At 55.7% G+C, this 22,336-nt stretch carries 25 protein-coding genes; 14 read left to right on the top strand and 11 right to left on the bottom strand.

Annotated elements, in window-relative coordinates:
* Positions 1-167 precede the first annotated feature (167 nt).
* From LAO76_02645 to LAO76_02590, 12 genes are all read left to right on the top strand, one after another.
* The gene (locus LAO76_02645; GenBank protein ID MBZ5489812.1) at positions 168-593 is read left to right on the top strand and encodes a hypothetical protein; all 426 of its coding nucleotides are present in this window, start codon (positions 168-170) and stop codon (positions 591-593) included.
* Positions 594-598: 5 nt separating this feature from the next.
* The gene (locus tag LAO76_02640; GenBank protein ID MBZ5489811.1) at positions 599-2,128 is read left to right on the top strand and encodes a hypothetical protein; all 1,530 of its coding nucleotides are present in this window, start codon (positions 599-601) and stop codon (positions 2,126-2,128) included.
* A 224-nt stretch (positions 2,129-2,352) separates the two neighbouring features.
* Positions 2,353-2,718 (top strand): response regulator, encoded by a 366-nt coding sequence (locus LAO76_02635; protein ID MBZ5489810.1) that lies wholly within the window; start codon positions 2,353-2,355, stop codon positions 2,716-2,718.
* Positions 2,719-2,895: 177 nt separating this feature from the next.
* Positions 2,896-3,408 (top strand): chemotaxis protein CheW, encoded by a 513-nt coding sequence (locus LAO76_02630; GenBank protein ID MBZ5489809.1) that lies wholly within the window; start codon positions 2,896-2,898, stop codon positions 3,406-3,408.
* A 168-nt stretch (positions 3,409-3,576) separates the two neighbouring features.
* Positions 3,577-5,031: a methyl-accepting chemotaxis protein gene (locus LAO76_02625; GenBank protein ID MBZ5489808.1), complete on the top strand. Its 1,455-nt coding sequence runs from the start codon at positions 3,577-3,579 to the stop codon at positions 5,029-5,031.
* Positions 5,032-5,058: 27 nt separating this feature from the next.
* Entirely contained in the window at positions 5,059-5,922 is an 864-nt protein-coding gene (locus LAO76_02620; protein ID MBZ5489807.1) for a protein-glutamate O-methyltransferase CheR, read from the top strand.
* Positions 5,919-9,080: a response regulator gene (locus LAO76_02615; GenBank protein MBZ5489806.1), complete on the top strand. Its 3,162-nt coding sequence runs from the start codon at positions 5,919-5,921 to the stop codon at positions 9,078-9,080. Before LAO76_02620 ends, LAO76_02615 begins: the two co-directional genes overlap by 4 nt.
* 19 nt (positions 9,081-9,099) lie before the next feature.
* Positions 9,100-10,245, top strand: coding sequence for a chemotaxis response regulator protein-glutamate methylesterase (locus LAO76_02610; protein MBZ5489805.1), 1,146 nt, complete (start codon positions 9,100-9,102; stop codon positions 10,243-10,245).
* Complete coding sequence (locus LAO76_02605) at positions 10,242-10,751, top strand: chemotaxis protein CheW (protein ID MBZ5489804.1); 510 nt, start codon at positions 10,242-10,244, stop codon at positions 10,749-10,751. Before LAO76_02610 ends, LAO76_02605 begins: the two co-directional genes overlap by 4 nt.
* Positions 10,748-11,176: a chemotaxis protein CheW gene (locus tag LAO76_02600; protein MBZ5489803.1), complete on the top strand. Its 429-nt coding sequence runs from the start codon at positions 10,748-10,750 to the stop codon at positions 11,174-11,176. The genes LAO76_02605 and LAO76_02600 overlap by 4 nt, the downstream gene beginning before the upstream one ends.
* Positions 11,173-11,949, top strand: a complete 777-nt coding sequence (locus tag LAO76_02595) for a DUF4388 domain-containing protein (protein MBZ5489802.1) — start codon at positions 11,173-11,175, stop codon at positions 11,947-11,949. Before LAO76_02600 ends, LAO76_02595 begins: the two co-directional genes overlap by 4 nt.
* A complete protein-coding gene (locus LAO76_02590) occupies positions 11,946-12,770 on the top strand; it encodes a response regulator (GenBank protein MBZ5489801.1) in 825 nt (274 codons plus the stop codon). Before LAO76_02595 ends, LAO76_02590 begins: the two co-directional genes overlap by 4 nt.
* Before the next feature lie 3 nt (positions 12,771-12,773).
* Here LAO76_02590 and LAO76_02585 read toward each other — a convergent pair whose 3' ends face one another.
* Complete coding sequence (locus LAO76_02585) at positions 12,774-14,678, bottom strand: glycoside hydrolase family 3 protein (GenBank protein MBZ5489800.1); 1,905 nt, start codon at positions 14,676-14,678, stop codon at positions 12,774-12,776.
* 225 nt (positions 14,679-14,903) lie between these two features.
* Here LAO76_02585 and LAO76_02580 point away from each other — a divergent pair, with 225 nt between their 5' ends.
* Together LAO76_02580 and rfbC are read left to right on the top strand one after the other, a co-directional pair.
* Entirely contained in the window at positions 14,904-16,865 is a 1,962-nt protein-coding gene (locus tag LAO76_02580; protein MBZ5489799.1) for a Na+:solute symporter, read from the top strand.
* 36 nt (positions 16,866-16,901) lie between these two features.
* Positions 16,902-17,483 (top strand): dTDP-4-dehydrorhamnose 3,5-epimerase, encoded by a 582-nt coding sequence (gene rfbC / locus LAO76_02575; protein ID MBZ5489798.1) that lies wholly within the window; start codon positions 16,902-16,904, stop codon positions 17,481-17,483.
* An 8-nt stretch (positions 17,484-17,491) separates the two neighbouring features.
* On the opposite strand, the gene LAO76_02570 is transcribed toward rfbC, so the two are convergent.
* The 10 genes from LAO76_02570 to LAO76_02525 form a co-directional block, all read right to left on the bottom strand.
* Entirely contained in the window at positions 17,492-18,385 is an 894-nt protein-coding gene (locus LAO76_02570; protein ID MBZ5489797.1) for a polyphosphate kinase 2 family protein, read from the bottom strand.
* A 51-nt stretch (positions 18,386-18,436) separates the two neighbouring features.
* Positions 18,437-19,531: a hypothetical protein gene (locus LAO76_02565; protein ID MBZ5489796.1), complete on the bottom strand. Its 1,095-nt coding sequence runs from the start codon at positions 19,529-19,531 to the stop codon at positions 18,437-18,439.
* A 71-nt stretch (positions 19,532-19,602) separates the two neighbouring features.
* Entirely contained in the window at positions 19,603-19,776 is a 174-nt protein-coding gene (locus tag LAO76_02560; GenBank protein MBZ5489795.1) for a hypothetical protein, read from the bottom strand.
* Positions 19,777-19,849: 73 nt separating this feature from the next.
* Positions 19,850-19,996: a hypothetical protein gene (locus tag LAO76_02555; GenBank protein MBZ5489794.1), complete on the bottom strand. Its 147-nt coding sequence runs from the start codon at positions 19,994-19,996 to the stop codon at positions 19,850-19,852.
* 97 nt (positions 19,997-20,093) lie between these two features.
* On the bottom strand, positions 20,094-20,246 hold the full coding sequence (locus tag LAO76_02550; GenBank protein ID MBZ5489793.1) for a hypothetical protein: 153 nt from the start codon (positions 20,244-20,246) through the stop codon (positions 20,094-20,096).
* A 74-nt stretch (positions 20,247-20,320) separates the two neighbouring features.
* The gene (locus LAO76_02545) at positions 20,321-20,491 is read right to left on the bottom strand and encodes a hypothetical protein (GenBank protein MBZ5489792.1); all 171 of its coding nucleotides are present in this window, start codon (positions 20,489-20,491) and stop codon (positions 20,321-20,323) included.
* Between the two features lie 75 nt (positions 20,492-20,566).
* On the bottom strand, positions 20,567-20,740 hold the full coding sequence (locus LAO76_02540) for a hypothetical protein (protein MBZ5489791.1): 174 nt from the start codon (positions 20,738-20,740) through the stop codon (positions 20,567-20,569).
* Positions 20,741-21,638: 898 nt separating this feature from the next.
* On the bottom strand, positions 21,639-21,797 hold the full coding sequence (locus tag LAO76_02535; GenBank protein ID MBZ5489790.1) for a hypothetical protein: 159 nt from the start codon (positions 21,795-21,797) through the stop codon (positions 21,639-21,641).
* Between the two features lie 96 nt (positions 21,798-21,893).
* Positions 21,894-22,043 carry a hypothetical protein gene (locus LAO76_02530; protein MBZ5489789.1) on the bottom strand — a complete coding sequence of 50 codons (150 nt, stop codon included), beginning with the start codon at positions 22,041-22,043 and terminating at the stop codon, positions 21,894-21,896.
* A 100-nt stretch (positions 22,044-22,143) separates the two neighbouring features.
* The gene (locus LAO76_02525; protein MBZ5489788.1) at positions 22,144-22,296 is read right to left on the bottom strand and encodes a hypothetical protein; all 153 of its coding nucleotides are present in this window, start codon (positions 22,294-22,296) and stop codon (positions 22,144-22,146) included.
* Positions 22,297-22,336: the final 40 nt, after the last annotated feature.

Below are 22,336 nucleotides of genomic sequence, written 5' to 3'. Positions count from 1 at the left end.
ACAAAAGGTGTGAGACATTGTTTCATCCTGAGACACTTTTCCTCATTGGGCCAGAGAATGAAACACTTTGCATCTTGGAATCAACAGGTTAGTGCTATTAAGGTTTGGCCGGGGTCTTGCTCTAAGTGTTTTAGCTAAGTTTTGCCAAAGGAAAAGAGTTCCAGTTCATGGAAAAAGCGGTATTGGAGGGTCAAGAGCCAATCGAGCCGGCGGAGTGTGTCGAAGAGCTGGCAAGGTTTTTCCCTGGGGTAATGCAGGTACGTATTCCCGTAAGAGTTTGCCAGGGACGTTCGGGCAAGGCTACATCTTCTGAACAGACCATGATTGAGTTTGGTACGTCCGATGAAGTCCTTTTTGTTTCCGGTCTGACCCTGGATTTTGAAGATATTGTGCGAGTAAGAAACGCGGATGGTTCGCTCGACATTGTGGCCAAGGTCATAGCTATGCATCTCTACCATGACAAAATGGCCATTGCCGTCAAATTTTTAGAAGAAGTTCCGAATTGGATCATTAAGGCTGATACCCAAGACGCGCCGAACGACCATTCCGGAGCGGAAGATTGCTCGATAAAAGCGAAAAGTTCAGCCGTTTAGCAAAAATGATGACAACAACAGCTACGCTCAATCAGGATGAAGTCGCAGAATTCTGGCGCATCGCGCGCCGGCTGTACGCTGTCTATATTGAACTGGACCGCACTTTTGAGCTCGACATTCCTACATGCCCTGAACTGGAACATGCCGCCGATAGCTCTGACGCGCATGCGCGTGAGCGCGTGCTGCAATGGTTCGACCAGATTGACGGCCATGTGCAAGTCTGGCAGTTGCGGCAGCTGCTGCAAAGCACCAGCCTGCAGAATGAAGAAAACCTGCGCTACCTGATCGCCCGCCATCTGGACAAGAAACAGAAGACTGAAGCGGATAAAGACAAGGTTGATTTTTTGCTGGTGCAGTACTTCGCACATTGCGCGCCGCATGGCCTGGCCGAAACAGCACTGGATGAAGTGGCCCGTGTGTTGGAGCCAGCCATGGGGAAAACGCCTCAAACTTTTCCTGACTGGGCTTCCAGTCTCGACTCCAAGCTGCGCAAGCTGAACGAGTCCAACAGCCTGGAAGAGCTGCAGAACTCCGGCGCGCTGCAGGAAGTCCGCGAGTTGAAGCTGGCCGTGGGCGACGACTATTTTGAGCCCGGTTTTCTGGTGGCTTTCACGCGCTTCAATTTCCTGGCTCGACGCGCTTTTTTCCGCGCCATGCATCTTGATCTCCATGCCATTCGTGAGTCAGTCAATGAACTGGAACGGATGGGATTCGCGACCGTGGATTGCCGCGATGCTGGCTTGACTGAAAGTGAATCGCTTGAACAGGTCCGGCACGTTGTCCACCAATGGAAGACGCCTTTCCGTGCGCCGTATTCCGGCGGATCGTCATTTCTACAATTGATTCTGCTGCGCCACTGTTTGCAGCACACTTTGGAGACCGCCGGGGGCAAAGCGCAAGTCTCTGTGCCTGAAGCGTCGTCCAATGTGTCCCAACCGACCGTGCAGATCCAAGAGCCCGTTGCGGCGGCGCCTGCGCCTGCGAAACAGCCTGACAATCAGCCTGTGGCAGTGGCGGTCGCCCAGGAAAAGCAGCCGGTTGCCGCGGCTGAAGCTGATCCTCTGGACCTGATATCCCGGCCTGCGCACAGCGGCACTGAAACGTCCGAGACCAGTGCGGAAGAGCAGGCCGATGAAGAAAATTACCTGACCCGCTGCGTTACCGATATCGCGGAGCAGTTAAAGTCGGTGCCGGCAAAAAATGTCCCTGCTGTTTCCCCAATAGTCCTGGGAGGATGCAAGCTGTTAATCGCAACATGGGAAGCGCAGGCCTTTGTGCAGGAGGATGAAACCTCCAAGGCATTGCAACGCACAGTGGCGGCACGCACCATTCTCCATGTCTGTGTAGATCGCCACAAAAAGAATGAGCCCACTGATCTGGCTGCAGCCATGGACATTGCCCGCGCCCAGGTTGAAGAAATGAAGCAACACGTAGAAGCCGCAAAAGAAGCCAAGAACATTGATGCTGCCGTGAACCTCGCGGCGACTAGCAAACGCCTTTTGTCATTGATCGCCGAATGCGAAAAGGCGGGGTAGCAGCAACCCTTTTTGTTGCGGCATCCCTGAGATTTTGTCTCAGCATGAGACAAAAGCCACCGTCTCAGGGACTTACTGCCATCCATCACCGCTGGTCGTGGTTCTTTTCAAGCTATTGATAAAAAGCAGCTTGATGTCGTTCTGGGATTCCTTTCCTGCCGCCGCAACTTGGCTGCGCAATTGCAATACTTTTAATGGATACCAAGGGCAGGGGTTCGTTCGTTTTGACCAAGATTCTGATAGTCGATGATTCACCGGCCGAGGTCAGGCTCATGCAGTCCGTCCTGGATCGGGCCGGATACATGTCGGTTTCAGTTCATGATCCTATGCGCCTGGAACAGATGATCGACATCGAGCGTCCTAACTTGATCTTGATGGACGTGGTTATGCCACAGCGCAATGGCTTCCAGGCGTGCCGCGAACTGAAAGGCAACGCTGACTATTCGCGCATTCCAGTGATCATGGTGAGTTCCAAGAACACTGAGAGTGACAAGTTCTGGGCCAAGCAGCAGGGCGCGGACGGCTACGTGGTGAAGCCGTTTACGAATGAAGAGCTTTTGGGGACTGTGCGCGGATTAGTAGGGAAGTAAATGGCAGAAGAACAACAACAACTCGAACCCCTTATGTGAAATCCCGAGCGGAGCGAGGGAACCCTATAGCCAAGAAGGAACATAGGGTCTGAAGCAGGGAATTGGTAAACGTAAGGCAGATCGTAAGGCGATAGTGGTCCCGGAAACAGCGCGGGTTCGGGACTTCAGAAAAGGCGAATGCCAGAAGAACAGCAACAACTCGAACCACTTTCTCCGGAAGCCGAGCAGCTTGAACTGCTGCCCCAGGCGGAGCCGGAACGGCAGTATTGCCTGTTCCGCGCTGGACGCGAGCGCTTCTGCTTTTCCGTGCTCGATGTGGAGGAAGTCGTGGAATGGCCCAATCTGACCAAAGTCCCGCTGGCACCGGCATTCTTAATGGGCATCTTCAACCTACGTGGTTCGATAGTGCCTGTTGTGGATATCGCGTTGACGGAAGGCCGTCGTCCAGACCTGCACCCCAAGCATGTGGTGGTGGCCAGTCTCAAGGGCGAAGGCGATAACGACGATCTGCGGATCGGGATTGCGGCAGACGAGGTGATTGGCACTTGCAGCACCTCTGAGCCACTGCTGGTGGAGGAAGCGCCTAGTGAGATGCCGCACTGTTGCGGCATGTTGCGGCATGAAGACCGCATGGCGTTGGCACTGAATTTGAAGAAATTGACTGAGACGTTCCCCGTCCCAGTGATTTGAAATTGCAAGAGATTAGTTGAGCACTCTGCGGCGTTTGGGAGCGCAAAGACAGGAATAAAAAAGCCGCGAGGCCGACCACGCGCCGAGCGGCCGGTAGCAAGTGCTGAAGTATAGCCAGTTTATGAAAGCTCTGTGGCGGTTTGGAGCGGAGCGACAGGAGTAATAGTTATGAAAGGTCGTTTGAATTCGGCCCTATGGGCGATGGTGATTGGCGACGTGGTCGCGCTGTTTGTGGTCTTATGGCTGGCATACAGCGCCGGCGAGCAAGGCAAACTCCCGATCACCGACTTTGGCGGTCTGGGGCAGGGCTCCGGCTTGAAGCTGTTGTTTGCGTTCGTCATCGCCGCCGGCGCCGGCCTGTTGACCTTTATTACGATCGGCAACCGCGTGCTGATTCCGGTGAAGCGGCTCTCGGATTTTGCCGAGCGCTTTGCTCAGGGTGACTACCGCTCGCGCGCCACGGTTGATTCGGCGGATGATTTCGGCTTTATCGCCGAACAACTGAACCGTGCCGCGGAGAACTCGTCCCGCGCCGTCTTCAACCAGGAAGCGCAGGAAAATCTGCAGAAGAGCGTGACCGAGTTCCTGACCATCGTAAGCCAGATTGCCCGAGGCGACCTGACGCTGCGCGGCCGCGTGAGCAATGACGCGCTGGGCAACGTGGTGGACTCCGTCAACTACATGCTCGATAACTTTGCCAAAGTGCTGGAGCGCGTGCGCAAGGCCGCCATTGACGTGCAATCGAGCGCCAATGAAATCCTGATCGCGTCGGAAGAGATGTCCACCGGCGCAATTCAGCAGGACCAGGAAATTACCAACACTTCATCGGCCGTGGAACAGCTTACAGTTTCGATGAAACAGGTATCGAACAACGCTGAAGCCAGTGCTGAAGCGGCACGCCGTGCACTGGACGCCGCCGAACAGGGCAACCGCTCCGTGCGAGACACGCTGGAAGGCATGCAGCGCATTCGGTCTTCTGTGCAGGCAACCGCTAAGCGCATTAAGGCGCTGGGCGACCGCTCGCTGGAAATTTCCGAAATCGTCAACGTGATTAATGACATTACTGAACAGACCAACCTGCTGGCACTGAATGCAGCCATCGAAGCGGCCCGCGCCGGTGAAGCAGGACGCGGATTTGCCGTGGTTGCCGACGAAGTGCGCAAGCTGGCAGAACACTCACGCGCTGCGACGAAAGACATTGCCGCACTGATCAAAGCCATCCAGGCGGAGACGAATGATGCAGTCATCGTGATGGAAGAAGGCACGAAGGAAGTGGAAATCGGCGCCAAGCTGGCTGATCAGGCAGGACGAGCGTTGGACGCAATTTCAACCGTTGTGCGCCAGTCGGCTGAGCTGGTGCAGGAAATCTCTCTGGCCTCAAAACAGCAAGTGCGTGGTACGGAAGGCGTGGCCAACGCAATGCAGATTATCTCTAACATCACCCGCCAGACTTCGCAGGGCGCGCGGCAGACTTCGCGCACTGTAGAACAACTGGTGCATATGTCGGAACAGCTGAATGAAGCGCTATCGCAATTCCGCGTAGTCGCTGCCAATCAGAATGCGCTTCCCAGTGAAGCGCGTCCGGAACTGGTAAGCGCGGCGGCGGCAATGTCACGTCGTTAACTTCGTTAGGTCCAGGGTGAGGGAGACATGGCAGGCGTAGTGACAGTGAGCGAACACGAATTGAGCGAGATACGCGGCTTGATTGAAACGCGCTCGGGAATCCATTTTGACGATTCGCGCGAACGCTTCTTTTCCACTCGCGTGGTTGAGCACGTTGAGTCCAGGAAGCTGACGCATGGTACCGACCTGATCCGCCTGATCAAAAATTCCAACGTCGAATATGATTCTCTGTTGCAGCGTCTGTTGACGCAGGAGACCTCATTCTTCCGCTACCCCGCGCTCTTTGAGGCGCTGGAGAAAAAGGTCTTGCCGGACCTGCACATGAAAAAATTCTGGGAGAGCCCACGTTCGCTGCGCGTCTGGAGCGCCGGATGCGCTACGGGAGAAGAGGCTTACAGCATCGCCATGACCGTGGCCGATGCAATTGAGTTTGCCGACGCATGGAACATTCATATCCTGGCCACGGATGTGAGCCGCGACGCGCTGGAGCACGCCGACCACGGCCTCTACGAACCCCGCGACATGGAAACCGTTGCGCCACGCCAGCGTGAACAGTATTTTTCCCGTGTCGGCGACCATTATCTGGTCCGTCCGCGCATTCGCAACCTGGTTACATTCGCGCCCATGAATCTTGCCCAGGTTGTCTATATGGGAAAGTTTGACTGCATCTTCTGCATGAACGTGCTGATTTATTTTTCTGAAGAGCGGCGCGCGCAGTTGATCCAGCGGTTTTATGAATATCTGGAGCCGGGCGGATATCTGTTTCTGGGCCATGCCGAGTCCATCAACAAGGCCGACGTAAAGTTTGAAACGCACATCTATCGCGATGCGCGGATTTACCAGAAGCCCGCCAACTTGGCGCGGGCCGCTACAACGCAGGAGAAAGCTTGAACCAGCAAGGGGCGGAATTCGTGGAGATATTCCTGCAGGAAGCGTCTGAGCGCCTGCAGTTTTTGCGGGAATATTCGGGCATCCTGCAGGACGCGTATCCACGCCAGGAGGATGTGGAGCGCCTGCACATTGCGGCGCACACGCTTGCCGGTACCTCTGCCTCCTATGGTTTTCCGCTCTTTGCTGAAATTTCCGGCAAGCTCGCGCACATTTTCCAGTACGCGCTGAATGCGACTATTGCCGCTGATGCGGCTGGCCCACTAGTCGAATTTATCTCTGAGGCCGTGGCACTGCTTGAGTCCGACCTCATTATGATCAGCACCAACGGGGTGGAATCGGGAGAAGACATCGGCGTCTTCAAGCAGCGTTATCCCTTTGCGTTCCAGACCTCTGCAGTGGCGCAGCCGCAAGAAGAAAGGCCTCAGCCAAAGACTGCGGAAAGTGCTGCTACCGCGACTGCTGACAAGTCAGATTCAATTCTGGAAGCATCACCTGCGCCCATAGCGGAGATTCCCTACGAGCCCCTGCCGCCCGACGGCGAAGTTCCTGCTGAAGTCCTGGAGTTCTTTGTCCCGGAAGCGGAAGAGCATTTGCAGATTGTGACGCACTGCCTGCTCTCGCTGGAAACCAATCCCAGCTCTGAGCAGATTCACCGGCTGCTACGCGCCATGCACACGGTAAAAGGATCGGCAGCGCAGGTTGGACTACACCGGATATCCAGCGTGGCGCACCGCGCGGAAGATTTGATCGGGCGCTTACGTGAAGGTGAGTTGCGACCAAGCGCCGAGATCATTGACATCTGTCTTGACGCGGTTGATACGCTTAAGAAATTTCTCTACCACCAATGGGCTGACGAAGCCGTTATGCAGGTTTCCGTCCACGGGCTGTTTTCGCGCATCGCGCGATTGGTGCCTCCGGAAAAAGAAGAGGCGGCAGTCAGTTCAGCCGCGCCAGTAAGCGATGTTCATGCTCCAGCAATTCCGCAGTCCGTGGAGACAGCTCCTGCCGGCTACTTGCAAGAGATACATCTTTCGGACGATGAACCAGTACCGGCGGCTGTGGCCGCGGCTCCTGCTGAGATACAAACTCAGGCGGTGGTCCCGGTAGCGCCGCATGCAGTGGCGGAAATCAAGAAGCCGGAAGGAATCGAAAAGTTCGCCGACGAAGACCTGATGCGCAAAGAGCCGGCTTCCATGCCGCAGTCCAAGTCTGTGCGCATTGCCCTGGAACGTTTAGACCGCATGATGAACGCCGTGGGCGAGTTGGTGATCAATCGCACGCGCATGCTGGGCCGCGTGGCCGAACTGGAACGTTTGGCCGACGTGCTGAATTTCTCCAAGGCGCGCATGCAGGACAAGGTCTCAGAATTCCAGGAGAAGCACGAGTTCAGCCGCATACACTCTGCGCCGACTCCAAGGCCATCAGAAGACTTTCCGCTGCGAAGCGGTTATTCCAGCTATTCGCACAGCTTTGACCATTCGCTGGCAGAGTTCAGTGAACTGGAGATGGATCGCTATGACGATTTCAATATCCTCTCGCGTTCACTGACAGAAATTTCTGCTGACATCACTGAAGTTTTGACGCAGCTTGACGGTTTTGTTCGGCGAGTGGATGGCGATATTGACGAGTTCACCAAACTGGCGCACCGCCTGCAGGATGAGATTACGCAGGCGCGCATGGTGCCGATAGGCAATCTGTACACGCGTCTCTCCCGCACGGTGCGCGATGCCGCTAAGGCGGTAAACAAAAAAGTTGAGCTCACGTTGGCGGGCGCCGAGACTGAACTGGATAACAATATCATCCAGCAGATTTCTGATCCGCTCATTCACCTGGTGCGTAACGCGGTGGCGCACGGCCTTGAGCGCGACGAAGAAAGATACGAGCAGGGCAAGAGCGATGCCGGCAATGTTGCCGTGCGGGCCTACCATCGCGGCAACCACATATATATAGAAGTAGAGGACGACGGCCGCGGCATTGATTACGAAAAGGTCCGCAAGACCGCGGTGGATCATGGCATGCTTTCCGCCGAAAGTGCCGCTGAACTTGGCGAACGCGACTTGCTCGATCTTCTGTTCCAGCCAGGATTTTCTACAGCCCCGCGCAAAACTGAGTTGGCCGGTCGCGGCGTAGGCCTGGATGTGGTGAAGTCAAACCTCGCACTGCTCAATGGTGAGATTGAAGTAGAGACACAAAAAGGGTTGGGCACGCGTTTCACGCTCAAAGTTCCTCTCACTCTCATTATTTCTCAGGCGTTGTTTGTGCGCTGCGGTACTTCCATGTTTGCTCTGCCACTTTCATTCGTGGAAGAAATCAGGCGGCTCAGGATCAACGAAATTGAAGAAGTTGGCGGCAAGCTGCTCACGAAAGTGCGTGACGTGGTCACGGAAATCGTGCGTCTTGATAGCGTTCTGGGGCTGGAGCCAATCCAACCGATCAATGGTTACTTCCGCATGGTGATTGCGAATGTCGCAGGCCGCCAGGTGGGAATCGTGGTGGAAGATGTTGTGCGTAAAGATGAAATCGTTATCAAGAGCCTGGGTGAGTTCCTGCGCAATCTGAAGATGTTTCCTGGTGCCACCATCGCTCCTGACGGTAGCTTGATTCTGCTGATTGACGTGAACCGCCTGGTGGCTGGCGAAGCAATTGAACATCGCCCGCTGATGACCAGCGCGAATGCGGCGAGAATTTTTGCTCCCGGTGCAGCGGCCATCGCGCATGGAGCTATCCCGCAGGAAGCCATTGATTTTGTTCCGGAAGAAAAACTTGTGGTGCTTGTGGACGACTCCATCAGCGTGCGCAAGTTTGTTGGTCGCATGCTGGAGAAGGCCGGTTACCGCGTGAAGTTGGCAGCGGACGGACTGGAAGCCCTGGAAATCGTAACGCAGACGCGTTGCGATCTGGTTGTCACCGATCTGGAAATGCCGAGAACGAATGGCTACGAGCTGTTGTCGCATTTGCGGCAGGACGCGAAGACTCGAAACATTCCGGTGATGGTGGTCACGTCGCGTGCCGGAGCCAAGCATCGGGACCGGGCAATGAAAGAGGGCGCAATGGCGTTTCTGACCAAGCCCGTACAAGAAGACCAATTTATTACAGCAGTGGCCAAGCTGATCGGCTCGCCGGCGGGACAGGCGTTGGAAAAGGCAGCGGCAGGATAGCAGAGAGATTTTGTAAGCGATGACGTTAAGTAAGAAAACTCGGGTGCTGATTGTGGATGACTCGGCGTTCATGCGCAAGGTGCTGCAAGGCATTATTGCGTCCGATCCGCAGCTTGAGGTGTGCGGCGAGGCGCGTGATGGCCGAGATGCCGTAACCCAAACCGAGACACTCAAGCCGGACGTCATCAGCATGGACATCAATATGCCGCACGTAGACGGTCTTCAGGCCACGGAGATCATCATGTCCAGCAATCCCAAGCCGATCCTGATTGTTAGCTCCGAGTCGCGTGAAGGTGCGGACGTCACGTTGAAAGCGCTGGAACTGGGCGCGATTGATTTTGTGGCCAAGCCAAGCGGCGGCGTTGATCTGGACATGAGTTCGGTGAAAGAAGAATTGTGCCGCAAGCTCAAGATGGCCGCGAAAGTACGAGTGGTCCGCACGGCAACGCGATCCAAGTTGCAGCATGAGGTAGCTTCGTCTTCACCGCGCGTGGAGCCTGCTTCAAAAAATGGCGACAACGGTCTTCAGGAAGTCCGCGCAGCGGTAAATGCAGCGGCCAAGAGCGCCGGGAAATTTCCGCTCATCGTATTGGCATCGTCCACTGGCGGGCCGGCCACACTGATGAAGTTCATACCGTACTTCCCCAAGGATTTTCCGGGAGCGGTGGTCCTGGTACAGCATATGCCGGGAAACTTTACCGCCCAATTCAGCAGTCAGTTGGCGGAAGTGTCACAGATCAAAGTGAAAGAAGCGGAAGCCGGCGAAATTATTGTTCCGGGCCAGCTTTATGTATGTCCCGGATCGCATCACCTTCGTGTTTCACCCACGGGCAGAATTTCCCTTGACGATGGCCCGCGCGTCAGCGGTTATCGTCCGTGCGCTGATCTTACGTTTGAAAGCGCTGCGGAGTATGCCGGGCCTATGACAATCGGCGTGATCCTAACAGGGATGGGAAATGATGGCGCCAAGGGCGCGCAGACGGTCCGTTCCGTTGGCGGGCATGTGATTGCGCAGGACGAATCGACCGCCGTAATTTTCGGCATGCCGCAAGAGGCCATTAAGACTGGCGCGGTGGACCAGGTCCTGCCGATGGAAGCGATCTATCAGGGGATCGAAAAGCGTGTTCTGTATATTTTTGGCGCGGCGAAAGTGGGGGCCTTGTGAAGCCCTTGAAACAGCTGCGGCCAGAAGTGAAAGCGGCGCGTGAAGATGTGATCGTGTTTGCCGTGGGTGGGTACAAACTTGCTGTTGCCGCGGGCGCGATCAAGGAAATCCGCGGCATGGATGACCTGCATCCGTTCAAGCTGGGAGGAATTTCTGCGCAGATCGCGAAGCTAAAGTACACGCTGGAGCGGAGCGGCACTACCTATTTTGTGATCGATGCCGCGCAGCATTTTCGCCTGCCGGCTTCGCATGCATCGCGAGTGATGGTCCTGCGCAATATGCCTACTGGCGTGCTGGTGGACTCGACGGACCGCATCATGGAGATTTCAGCACTGCATGCGGTGCCGCCAGCTTTCACCCATGAAGAGCGAGCATGGTATCGGGGCCTGGCCGTGGTGAATGGACTGGTAGTGCCGATTGTGAATCACAACGCTTTTTTGAACAGGGCAGAGCTGGAAACTCTGCGCGCAGGGCTGGAACGTGTGCGCGGCGTGGTGACGATATGATCGCGGAGGGCGACAAATCGTATGTGCTCTTTCCTCTGGGCGAAAAGCGTTTTGCTCTGCGGGCAGAAACTGTAACTGAGCTGGCGCGGCCAGACAGCGTGCAGACGTTTCCGCATCGAACGCCGTTGCTGACGGGCGTGCTGGTACGTCGGGGAAGAATTGTTCCGGTGTGTGACGTTGCCCAGGTCCTGGTTGGACCGACAGCGCCGCCAAGAAAGTTTTATTTGATTGCGAACTGCAAAATCGGATCGCGCCAGGAACTGACGGCTGTGCCAGTCACGGGCGAATGTGAACTGGCCAGCGCGGCAAGCGCGCCGCTCACGGGCAGTGAGCCACCTTATGTCAGCGGCATACTGTCCCTTGGCGATGAGACTATCGCGGTCGTCGCATTGGAAAAGCTGATCTGCGCGGAGGCGACGGCATGAACCCCACGGTCGCCACGCCCGCCAAGATTTTGCTGATTGATGCCAACGTGTTTCTGGCCCGCCGCATTACTGAGGCGCTCAAGCTTGAAGGATTCGAGGTCGTCCACACGACGCAATCGGGCTATGCGTTGACCATGCTGGAATATGACACGCCTTCGGCAATTCTGTGTTCAACCAATCTGCGGGAGATCAGCGCTCATGATTTGCCGCCGATCATCAATGCCGATCCAAAAACCGCGCATATCCCTGTGATTGCACTCGGCGATGGCGGCGATCAGGCATTGATGGAAGCTTTTCGCTCCGGTTGCGCCGACTACGTGGACAAGCGCCTGGGGCCGGAGTTGATCGCGGCGCAGATCAAAACCTTCCTACGCAGTAGTGCTGAAGGTTTTCATCCTGTGCAGATGCTGAATTCAGCCGATGAAGGACTGACCGGCAGCCTTTCTCATCTTGATTTGCCCGGAGTGGTCCAGATGCTGGTGCACTCGCGCCAAACCGGATCGCTCTCGGTGAATGCGGGTGACATTGATGGAATCTTATTTTTTGAGAATGGCAATATTACACACGCTGAAAGTGGAGACCGCATTGGCGATGATGCTGTGGTCCACATTGTGAAGCACTGCAACGGCGTGGATACCGGATCCTATAAATTTTTGCCCGGAGAGAGCGCCGCCACGCGCACCGTGCTCCGCTCGGCTACGGAACTGATGCTGGAAGCCCTGCGGGAGCTGGATGAGTCCGCGCACGACAACGGTGATGGAGGTTTTAGATGAGCACGATTCCCACTGTCTATTTTATCGATGACAGTGCGACCATGCGCGAAGTGATCAAGATCGCCTTTCGGCGTGAGAACATCAATGTGGTGGCCTGCCATGATGCAGCCACGGCGCTGGTGGAAATCGAAACGGCGAAGCCGGATATTGTGATCACTGACGTGATCATGCCGGACAAGGACGGTTACGACGTTTGCCAGCATATCAAGTCGCATCCTGAACTGGCGAAGACGCCGGTGATCCTGATGTCGGGCGTGGTCAATCGCGCGGTGGCGGAAAAGGCATTTGCCGTAAAGGCCGACGAGCTTCTGCGTAAGCCTTTCCAGCCGCAAGATCTGATTGCCCGCGTCAAGCATCTGCTCAAGAGCAATGGCGCTCCTGTTCCCACGCCTGCCGCAGCCGCGAATGCGGCGGTAGCGCTCAGCAGTATCTTTTCGGCAGCAGCATCGGCTCCAATGCCGCCGCGTTCTGTTCCCGCAACGCCGCCGCCAGTGCAGCAACGTGCCGCAGTGGCCGCTGCGCCCGCGCCTGCAACGCCATTACCCATCACGGCGACAGCTGCTGTTCCTTTGCCCCAGCCAGTTGCAGTTGCAGCGCCTGCGGCAACAGTCCCAGTTTCAGTTGCTCAGCCAGCTATAACGAATGGAAACGGCACCGCTACGGCTGCAAAAGCTGCGCCGCTGAATGATGCCGGGAAGTTGAAGATCGAGATTATGCGCCTGGAAGGCCTGGTGAAAAAACTACAGTCAGAATTGCAGGCCGAACGCGAGTACTCAAGAGCGCTTGAGGCGCACGTAAAGACCTTGCAGGAATCTGATTAGTCGTCAGCGGGTGGCGCGTGCTCCGCTTCGAAGGCCTTGGGCAGGTTGGTCCGTGCCTGCTCCGCGTTGGGCCATGCCTGGAATTGTCACCGGCAAGCGCCCGCGAAATGGAATCTCACCGAACAATGCTTTCACCGCTCCCGTCTCAGAAGTACTGGCATTCGAGTAGGCGCAGACGTAATTTTCAATCTGCGGAAAGTCTGCCAGAAAATAAGGCGATCCAAAACTTACCACTACGGTCTTTTCTCGCTTGATCTCAAGGATCGATTGCAGCAAAGCCGCCGTGGCATCTGGAACGGAAATGGTGTTCACCGCGGTAGAGCCTTCCTTGCGTACAGCGCGGCCGGGAACGGGGATTAAGTAGATCGCGGCTAGGACATTTTCCGCTGAGCTAAGAGCGCTTTGGATTTCCGCCGAACTACCGGCGGCGATGCGCGGATCCACAAAGATGATTTTTGCGTCGGGAATACGGGCTCGTAGCTCGCGCTGTAACTGGCGACCGTTGTCGCTTCTTACGTCGTCAGTAAAGATGATGCACAAGAACTTGCTTCCTTCCTGTTGTACGGTTCCATAAGCCGGGGCAGAAGCCGAACGTCGCTGCGGCCTGAGCGGCAGCATGCGGCCGTTGTCGCGAACAAGGGTGATGGCGGAATCGGCTATCTGCTGCGCAGTCGCCAGGTTTTGCGGACTGGAAATCATGGATGAAATATTGTTGATATCGATCTGGCTGGCCTTGTTCAGCCCCACGCTCGCCTTCGCGCGCAAAATCTTCAGCACAGATTCGTCAATGCGTTTTTCCGGGATCTCTCCGCTGCGCGCAGCGCTCAAAAGGCCTTTGTACGCGCCATCAAGATCAGTAAAGAGAATCAGCATGTCATTGCCCGCTCTTACAGTGTCGATGGCAGCGTGTTTGGCCGCTGCGGAACCGCCTTCCGGATACACGGCGGTGAGGCCGGCCATATCCATGGCGTCGGTCATTACCAGTCCCTTGAAACCGAGCTGCTGCTTAAGAATCCCGGTGACGATCGCGGGCGAGTTGGTGGCGACCCGCGACCGGTCTGGTTCGAGCACAGGAGCTGTGATGTGCGCCACCATGACGGCGTCGGTTCCCGCGGCGATGGCGGCGCGGAAAGGAGGAAGATCAATCTGATTGATCTGTTCGCGCGTGCGATTCACCGCAGCCAATCCCAGATGCGAATCGGTAGAGGTATCGCCGTGTCCCGGAAAATGCTTGGCGGCAGTGAGAAGGCCGTTGTTGCGCGCTCCGCGAATGTAAGCTGCCACCAGAGAGCTCACCTGTGCGGGATCTTCACCAAAGGAGCGAGTATTGATGACAGGATTCGCGGGGTTGGAATTCACGTCGGCGATGGGCATCAGGTTCCACTGCACGCCGATGGCGCGGGATTCCTGAGCGACAATCTTTCCGAACTGTTCGGCAAATTCCGGCTTGGCTGCGGCCCCAAAAGCCATGCTGTGCGGAAAGACCGTAGTCCCATACAGACGCATAGAGAGGCCGCGTTCATAGTCGGCAGCCACAAGCAGTGGGATTTTGGAGGCGCGCTGAAGCTGGTTAACCAGCATGGCCGCTTCATAGGGCTCGCTCTTGGAAAGGGATGGGCCTTCAGCAGGTACAGTCAACAGAACAGAGCCCAGGTGATAGCGCGCAATCTGGTCGAGCCAGTTCAGGTACTCGGGGTTTTTGAGGTTCACAAATTGTGGCATGGCCAGCCGGATCATGAACATCTGCCCAATTTTTTCTTCAAGAGAGAGCTTCTTGAGAGTTTTTTGGGCCCACTTTTCGCCGTCATGATCAAGATGGACTGGCCCGACGCGCTGAAAATCGCCGGCAACGGCGTGAGACGAGAGGGCGAGCAGAACAATGCCGACGACCACCAAATTTTGGACCAACTTTTGCACCATTTCGCAACGATACCAGAAATGCGGAGTTGGTTTGGTCAGAATATCGTGAACGATCGGACAGTATCGGGCATGGTTCACAGGCGTTGACCTTGCAGGCGCTCCCCCGTTGGTTAAGCGGTTTCCCCGGGACACTCCAGCGCGTTCTTCTGCTAGTCTGGCGACGAGCCGCCACTCATCGGCTGATACGTCTTTAGCGAGAAGCTAGGAGATCTTGTGTCACTAACCTGGACTGACTGGATCGTGATCGGCGGCTATCTGCTGATTAACCTGGCGATTGGCATTTACTACCGCCGTCGCTCGGGCGGCAACACCGAAGAGTTTTTTGTGTCCGGACGGAATGTCTCCTGGTGGCTGGCCGGGACCTCCATGGTCGCCACAACTTTTGCTGCGGACACTCCGCTGTTTGTGAGCGGCGTGATTGCGACGCAGGGAATCGCCGGCAACTGGATATGGTGGACATCTTGCCTTGGCGGCATGCTCACTGTCTTTTTCTTTGCCCGCTACTGGCGTCGTGCGGAAGTGCTGACCGACGTGGAACTCACTGAGATGCGCTATGGCGGCAAACCGGCGGCGTTTCTACGCGGATTCAAAGCCATATATCTCGGCTTGGCGATGAATTGTCTCATCCTGGGCTGGGTCACCAACGCTATGGTCAGCATTATCGCAGTTCTGCTGGGGCCGCTCATTGCGCAGGGCAAAGTCCTGCAACTGACTCTGGGTGGACACACTCTGCTGCATTACACGCTGGGCGCTCCCAGCCACACGGCCTTGCTGATCTGTATTTTCGTGTTGATTCCTTTTACCGGCATTTACACATCCATCGGCGGTCTTTGGGGCGTGCTCGTGACCGACCTGTTTCAGTTTGCCTTGAAGATGACGATGGTGATCGTTCTGGCATGGGTTGCGGTGGTGAAAGTCGGGGGCATGCAGGCACTCAAGCTTCAGCTCCAGTTTATTGGCCAGCAGGTGCAAAAGACTGGAGTGCAGACATCGAACCCGCTGGCGTTCTTTCCTGACTTCCATCTTGGCTGGACATCGAGCGCCATCTGGACATTGCCGGTGTTAACGTTCCTGATGTATCTCGGTGTGCAGTGGTGGTCAGCATGGTACCCAGGCGCGGAGCCGGGCGGCGGAGGCTACGTGGCGCAACGCATGTTCTGCGCCCGCGACGAAAAGAATTCACTGGGCGCGACTCTTTGGTTCAACATTGCCCATTACGCTGTACGTCCGTGGCCATGGATTATCACGGGATTAGTCGCGCTGGCTGTGTATTCACCACATGGCGGCCTGCGTCCTGACGCTGCATTTGGCGCGAATCCCCAGCAGGGCTACGTAATGGTATTGCGTGATTTTCTTCCTCCAGCTCTGCGCGGTGTGATGGTGGCCGCGTTTCTTGCGGCCTTTATGTCCACCCTGGGGACGCAACTGAACTGGGGTGTTTCTTATCTGGTAAACGACTTGTACCGCCGGTTTATGGTGCGACAGAAAACTGAGAAACATTACGTGGCAGTGGGACGGCTTTTTACCATCCTGATGGTGTTAATCAGCGGCTATGTCGCTTCGCAATTGCATTCGGTTGGCCAAGGATGGCAAATCGTTCTTGGCCTGGGCGTGGGGACTGGAGCGGTATACATCCTGCGCTGGTACTGGTGGCGCATCAGCGCATGGAGCGAGATCAGCGCCATGGTCGTTGCCGCCGTGGTTGCGGTTTATCTCAACAAGCATTTTCCCGGCGACGATCCAGTTACATTTGCCAAGACTTCATTGATCACGGCGGGAATCACGACCGTGGCATGGATCGCGGTCACTTTTCTAACCCCCGCGGAGTCAGAAGAAAAGCTGCTGGCGTTTTATCGTCGCGTGCGACCGACGGTGCATGGCTGGAAGCGCATTGCGGCACTAGCGCCAGAAATCCCACAAGTGCGCGATATCGGCAGCAACGCTTTTGACTGGCTCATGGGATGCGTGCTCGTCTATGGAACTCTCTTCGGAATCGGCAAGATCATCTTTGGCGAACTCGCCGTTGGTCTCCTGCTGCTGGCGATTGCTGCCGTAGCCGGTTATCTGATTTTCTGGGACCTCTCACGGCGAGGCTGGCAGGCCCTTTCCGGTACAGACCAGACCGCTGTTACACTCAAGATGGATTCGTCGCAGGCGCAAAAGAACCTTTCCTGACGCACGAATCCAAACTTGCGAGGGAGCGAACGCCGAATGAGCTTTAAGATTGAGTCAGTCCATCTGAATGAAGTGATTGTCGTGCAGCCGGAGGTGCGCGGGGATTCGCGCGGCTTCTTTATGGAAACCTACCGCGCTGACCAGTTTAAGGAGTTAGGGCTCCCCACAAACTTTGTCCAGGACAACCATTCCAAGTCAAAAAAAGGTGTTTTGCGCGGCTTGCACTTCCAGTGGGACCCGCCGATGGGCAAACTGATGCGCGTGACGCGCGGCGCGGCGTTCCTGGTGGCCGTGGATATCCGCAAAGGGTCGCCGACTCTGGGAAAATGGTTTGGGATCGAGGTCTCAGAAGAAAACAAGAAACAGGTTTGGGCGCCTTATAACTTTGCCCGCGGATTCTGTTCGCTCACCGACGATTGTGAAGTCCAATACAAGACGACGGGCGTTTACAACCAGAACGCCGAGAGCGGAATTCATTTTGCTGATCCGCAGATTGGCATTCAGTGGCCCATTGATGTTGCCAGCGCGGAAACGTCCGAACGCGACCGCAAGGCGCAGAGCCTGGAGCAATGGCTGGCTTCGCCGCTTTCAGACAAGCTTAAGTACCAGTCCAAGTAAGGGTCAGGTTAGTCACGCGACTTCTGCAACGCCTGCCTTGCTGCGTCCAGCTGCTTGCGGCGTACTTTATCGACCTTGGGCAACTGGAGATCCATGTCTTCCAGCGTCTGGATGATGGCCGAGCTTACCGCGATATGGGTAAACCATTTGTGATCGGCGGGCACCACGTACCAAGGCGCATCTGGAGTAGAAGTGTGGCGGATCATGTCTTCATAGGCGTTCATGTAGTCTTCCCAGTATTTGCGCTCATGGACATCGCCTTCTGAAAATTTCCAGTTCTTTTCCGGCTCGTCCAGCCGGGCAAGAAATCGCCGCTTCTGTTCCTCTTTGGAAACATGGAGAAAGAATTTCCGGATGATGACGCCGTTGCGCGTAAGGTATTCCTCAAAGTTGCGAATATCTTTGAAGCGCTCTTTCCATATCTTTTTTGTTACAAGTTCCGGCGGAAGATGCTGTTTTTGCAGATATTCCTGATGCACCCGAACGACGAGGACTTCTTCATAATATGAGCGGTTGAAGATGCCAATTTTTCCGCGCTCCGGCAGCCGGCGCGTCGTCCGCCAGAGAAAATCATGGTCCAGTTCTTCGGCTGAGGGCTGTTTAAAGCTCGATACCTCACAAGCCTGCGGGTTTACGCCAGACATTACGTGCTTGATCAGGCTGTCTTTGCCCGCGGCATCCATGGCCTGGAAGATCAGCAGGACGGCCCACTGGTCCTGGGCGTAGAGTTTTTCCTGAAGGTCCTGCAGCACGGCCACGCTTTGCTGCAAAAGCTCATCGGCTTTTTCTTTGGAATCGATGCCACGGATATCGGCGGGGTCGAAATCCTTGAGACGAAAAGATCCCGCGTGTCTGACCTTGAATGCATCCGCCAGTTTGAGGGCTTTCTTCGCGATCTTCATCGCATCTGTTGTACTCCATAGGCAATGAAGATCGCAAAGATTCCTGGCCTTCTATGCCTCCATAGAGAGGAATGGGTCTTCCTGACGAGGCCGACCTATAGGCGCAACCTGCTCGTTCTTGAGCAACTCTTCGTATTCCTGCAGAGAAGGGAAGAGGTCCTGACGGGCTTCCAGAGGCAGGGTTGAACCCTCGGGCGCAGTCACGAAGGCGCAAAACTTTTCCAGCAACCTGGCTTCACGATTGAACTGATCGATCCAAAGGAACTGGCCCTCTTCATTGATTTCCAGGAACCACCACGTGCCCTGTGCGTCAACGCCGAAGTCGAGCGAGCCAAAACACACCCCGGACCGGCGCGCGAACTCCAGGACGCCTCTTTCGACGTCAGGCGGTGTGGGAACCAGTTCGGCTGTCACGTGGCCTAACCCTGCGTCCTGCCGCCAGTCCAGCGCCTGCTTCTTGTTCCTGAGCGCGTAGGAATAAATGTGATTGCCCATCAGCACCATGCGGATGTCATATTCCTTGGGTACGCGTTCCTGGTAGATGGCGGGCGCATAGGTCAGAACTTCATCGCTCGGCAACTGGTCGGCAGTCAGCTCAAAGGTTTCCGTGATGGCGACAGACATATGGCCTTCCTTCTGCCATACGTGGGGGGTAAAGCCTTTGCAGATGGTGCGGGCATTTTCGCGGGCAAAAAACTCTCTGACAGCTGCAGGATGATTGGACATCAGAGTCGCCGGTGTCTTGAGTCCGCACTTGCGGGCCAGTTGCATCTGCACGGCTTTCTGGATCATTACGCGGGCCGCGGAATATTTGTTGATGCACCACACCGGCATGGTTTCAAAGAAATAAGCAATGGAATGGTAGAAGCAGCGGTATTCGAGCGCGGCAAATTTCTTGTCTGCTTCAGAAACCTTGGGGTTGTGGACCGGAACCTCCGGACGACGAATCCATATCACGTCACCAGCGTCAACTGAGTGTCCTCCCAGGATGAGCGTGTCATCGTCGTTCATCAGGAGGGAAGACTGACCTTCATCAGTCCATGAGAGACCTGCCCAGCACACTACCTTTTGGCCCGCCTTTTCCATCGCCCACTTGATAGGGGCTGTGTGGTTGTCGTCCGCTGGCGCTAAAACTATGAGCTTCATTGCGTTGCCTCCGTTTCAGAAGTTTGCGTGTTATAGCCGGGCGGCGCCACAAGGACGCCGCCTGGGATCGATCAAGGACCACATTCACCAATGGTCTGATCTCCATTAAGGAATTGTTGTTTGCTGTCCACAAAGCAGGGTGTGAGCGTGCGGCGGACTTTGAAAGCCCCGGTGACGGTTTCCACTTCCTGCTCACTAAGTTCGCGAGCACCCCTGCGGGTGAGTACGCGATTGTCCTGATCCATAAGTTCCTCCTTGATGATTGCTAAGCGATTGCACTGGATGCTGGTTAAAAGGGGCGCCCGAAGACGCCACCGTTTAATTGGAGCATTCGCCATCGAATACGCCAACCGCAACCAGGGTGCATGCGGTCAACGTCCTGAAACCGCCGCTTACCTGCTCGACTTCCTGCTCATTCAGGTCACGAGCGCCCTGGCGAACCAATACTCTGTTCTGGTTATTCATGTTTTCTCCTTTCGACATCTGGGTCCGTTGAGCGGGCCCAAGCTCTTCAAGAGAGTTTGTTCGGCGGCGTCATGCAAGGATGCCGCCTGGAACCGGGTCAACTGCATTCGTGGAGATCTCCGTCAATTGCGCCGGCCGCGGTTACACTGCATTTGGTTGCCGTCCGGAGACCGCCGCAGACCTGCTCGACTTCTTTTTCGGTCAGGTCACGGGCGCCCCTGCGCACTAATACTCTGTTCTGGTCATTCATGCTTTTTCTCCTTTCGTCATTGGGTCCGTTAAATGGACCCGACTTTTCAAGAGAAGTCTTCACCGCGGAAACGGCTATAGATCGGGGCTGCCGCATTCGCTGTGGAAGGTATCTCCGTCGAGAGTGCCGGCTGCCGCCAGGGTGCATGCGGTCAACGTCCTCAGCCCACCGGATACCATCGCGACTTCCTGCTCATTCAAATCACGAGCGCCCTTGCGAGCTAACACTCTGTTTTGGTCAGTCATGTTTTTCTCCTTTCATCTTTTTGGGTCCGTTGGAGGGGCCCAAGCTCTTTAAAAGAAGTTTTCTCAGCGGGAATGCTATACGTCGGCGCCGCACTCGCTGTTGAAAGTATCTCCGTCCGCGCTGGCGTTAGCCGCCGTAGAGACGGTGCAAAGGGTTGCGGTACGTATTCCTCCACCCACGTGTTCGACTTCCTGCTCACTCAATGCGCGAGCGCCTCGGCGAAGCAATACTCGGTTCAGGTCATTCATGTTTTTATCTCCTTTCGTAATTTTGGGTCCATCGCTGTCCCAGGCTTTGCAAAAGAGCGTTCGGCCGCGCTCATGCGCAGCCGAACGCGTTTAACAACCGAACTCGCCAACGTGTTGGTCTCCATCCGGGGAAGGAGAGCTGGTGCAGAGGGAGAAAGTGGCAAATCCTCCGTTGACGATTTCAGATTCTGACGGTGTTAATTCGCGAGCACCCCTGCGAATCAATACTCTGTTCTGGTTATTCATTTTTTCTCCTTTCATCAATTGGGTCCGTTGAGCGGACTCAAAGCTCTTTCAAGAGAAATTTCCGGTCAGCTGGCTGGCGGATGAAAAAGGTCGCCAATTGGGCGACCCCGCTTCCAGCTAGCATTCACCTATGGAAGCATCTCCGTCCCGGTGGTGTGGGCCGGGCCCGATGGTGCATGGTGTAAGGGTACGCAGGCCTCCATTAATGAGGCCGGTTTCTTGCTCGGTCAACTCACGAGCGCCATTGCGGCAGAGTACGCGATTTTCCTGGTCCATACATTTACTCCTTACTTGCGGTACAAGACTTTCTAAAACCATTAATTCCGCCGGAATGAAGTCCCGGGCTTAAGCCGGTGGCGCTATGAACGCGCCACTCTTGTTCAACAACCATGCCCGCATTCGCCGATGGAGGCGTCTCCGTCCTTGTTAGGGCAAGTCGTGCTGGGAATGGTGCACAGGGTTGTGGTACTTATTCCTGCGCCGACGCGCTCGATTTCTTCCGCACTCAATGAGCGAGCGCCCCTGCGAATCAATACTCTGTTCTGGTCATCCATGTTTTTTCCTTCCTTTCATCTTTGGCCTAAGCAAACGGCCCAAAGCCTTTCAAAGAAACCACTCGGGCTGCTGGAGGGCGGCGGCCCGCATTCAAGAGCTAGCATTCACCAATGGAAGCATCTCCGTCCGCGCTGCGTGAATCAGGATCAGCGGTGCAGGCAGTAAGGGTATTTATGCCTCCCTTCACAAGGTCGACTTCTTCCGCTGTAAGGTTGCGAGCGCCCTTGCGAATCAACACTCTATTTTGGTCGTTCATAGTGCCTCCTTTCCTCTCTTATTTTGGGGTCGATCCGAGCGGCCCAAGCCTTCACAAAAACCTTTGCCGAGGCCGCAAGGACGACAAGCGCAAAAGCTAGGCCTCACCCAGGAGACCATCTCCATCCCTGCCATTGGGGCCCCAGGTGATGGAAAGCGTATTGAAACCGCCGCCAACCTGCTCGACTTCCTCTTGACTCAACTCGCGCGATCCCTGACGAATCAGCACTCTGGTTTGATCATTCATTGCATTTGCTCCTTTTCTTTTCTTGGTTTTGGATCATTGAACAGCCCAAGCATTTCACAAAAGTCTTGCCGGGCCGCCGGGGAAGAGCGGCCCGTTGAAACTAGCACTCACCCAGGGAAACATCTCCGTCTTTTTGTGCTGAGGCGCCGATCGTGCAGAGCGTAAGAGTACGTAAGCCTCCGTTGATCAGGTCTGCTTCTGTTGGTGTCAGCTCACGAGCACCCCGTCGAATCAATACTCTGTCTTCTTTCATGTTGTTCTCCTTTTTCGTCATTTTGGGTCTGATGAACGGA

Source organism: Terriglobia bacterium (assembly GCA_020072645.1).
Lineage (GTDB): Bacteria > Acidobacteriota > Terriglobia > Terriglobales > Acidobacteriaceae > Angelobacter.
This window is presented reverse-complemented; position numbering and strand designations above follow the sequence as displayed.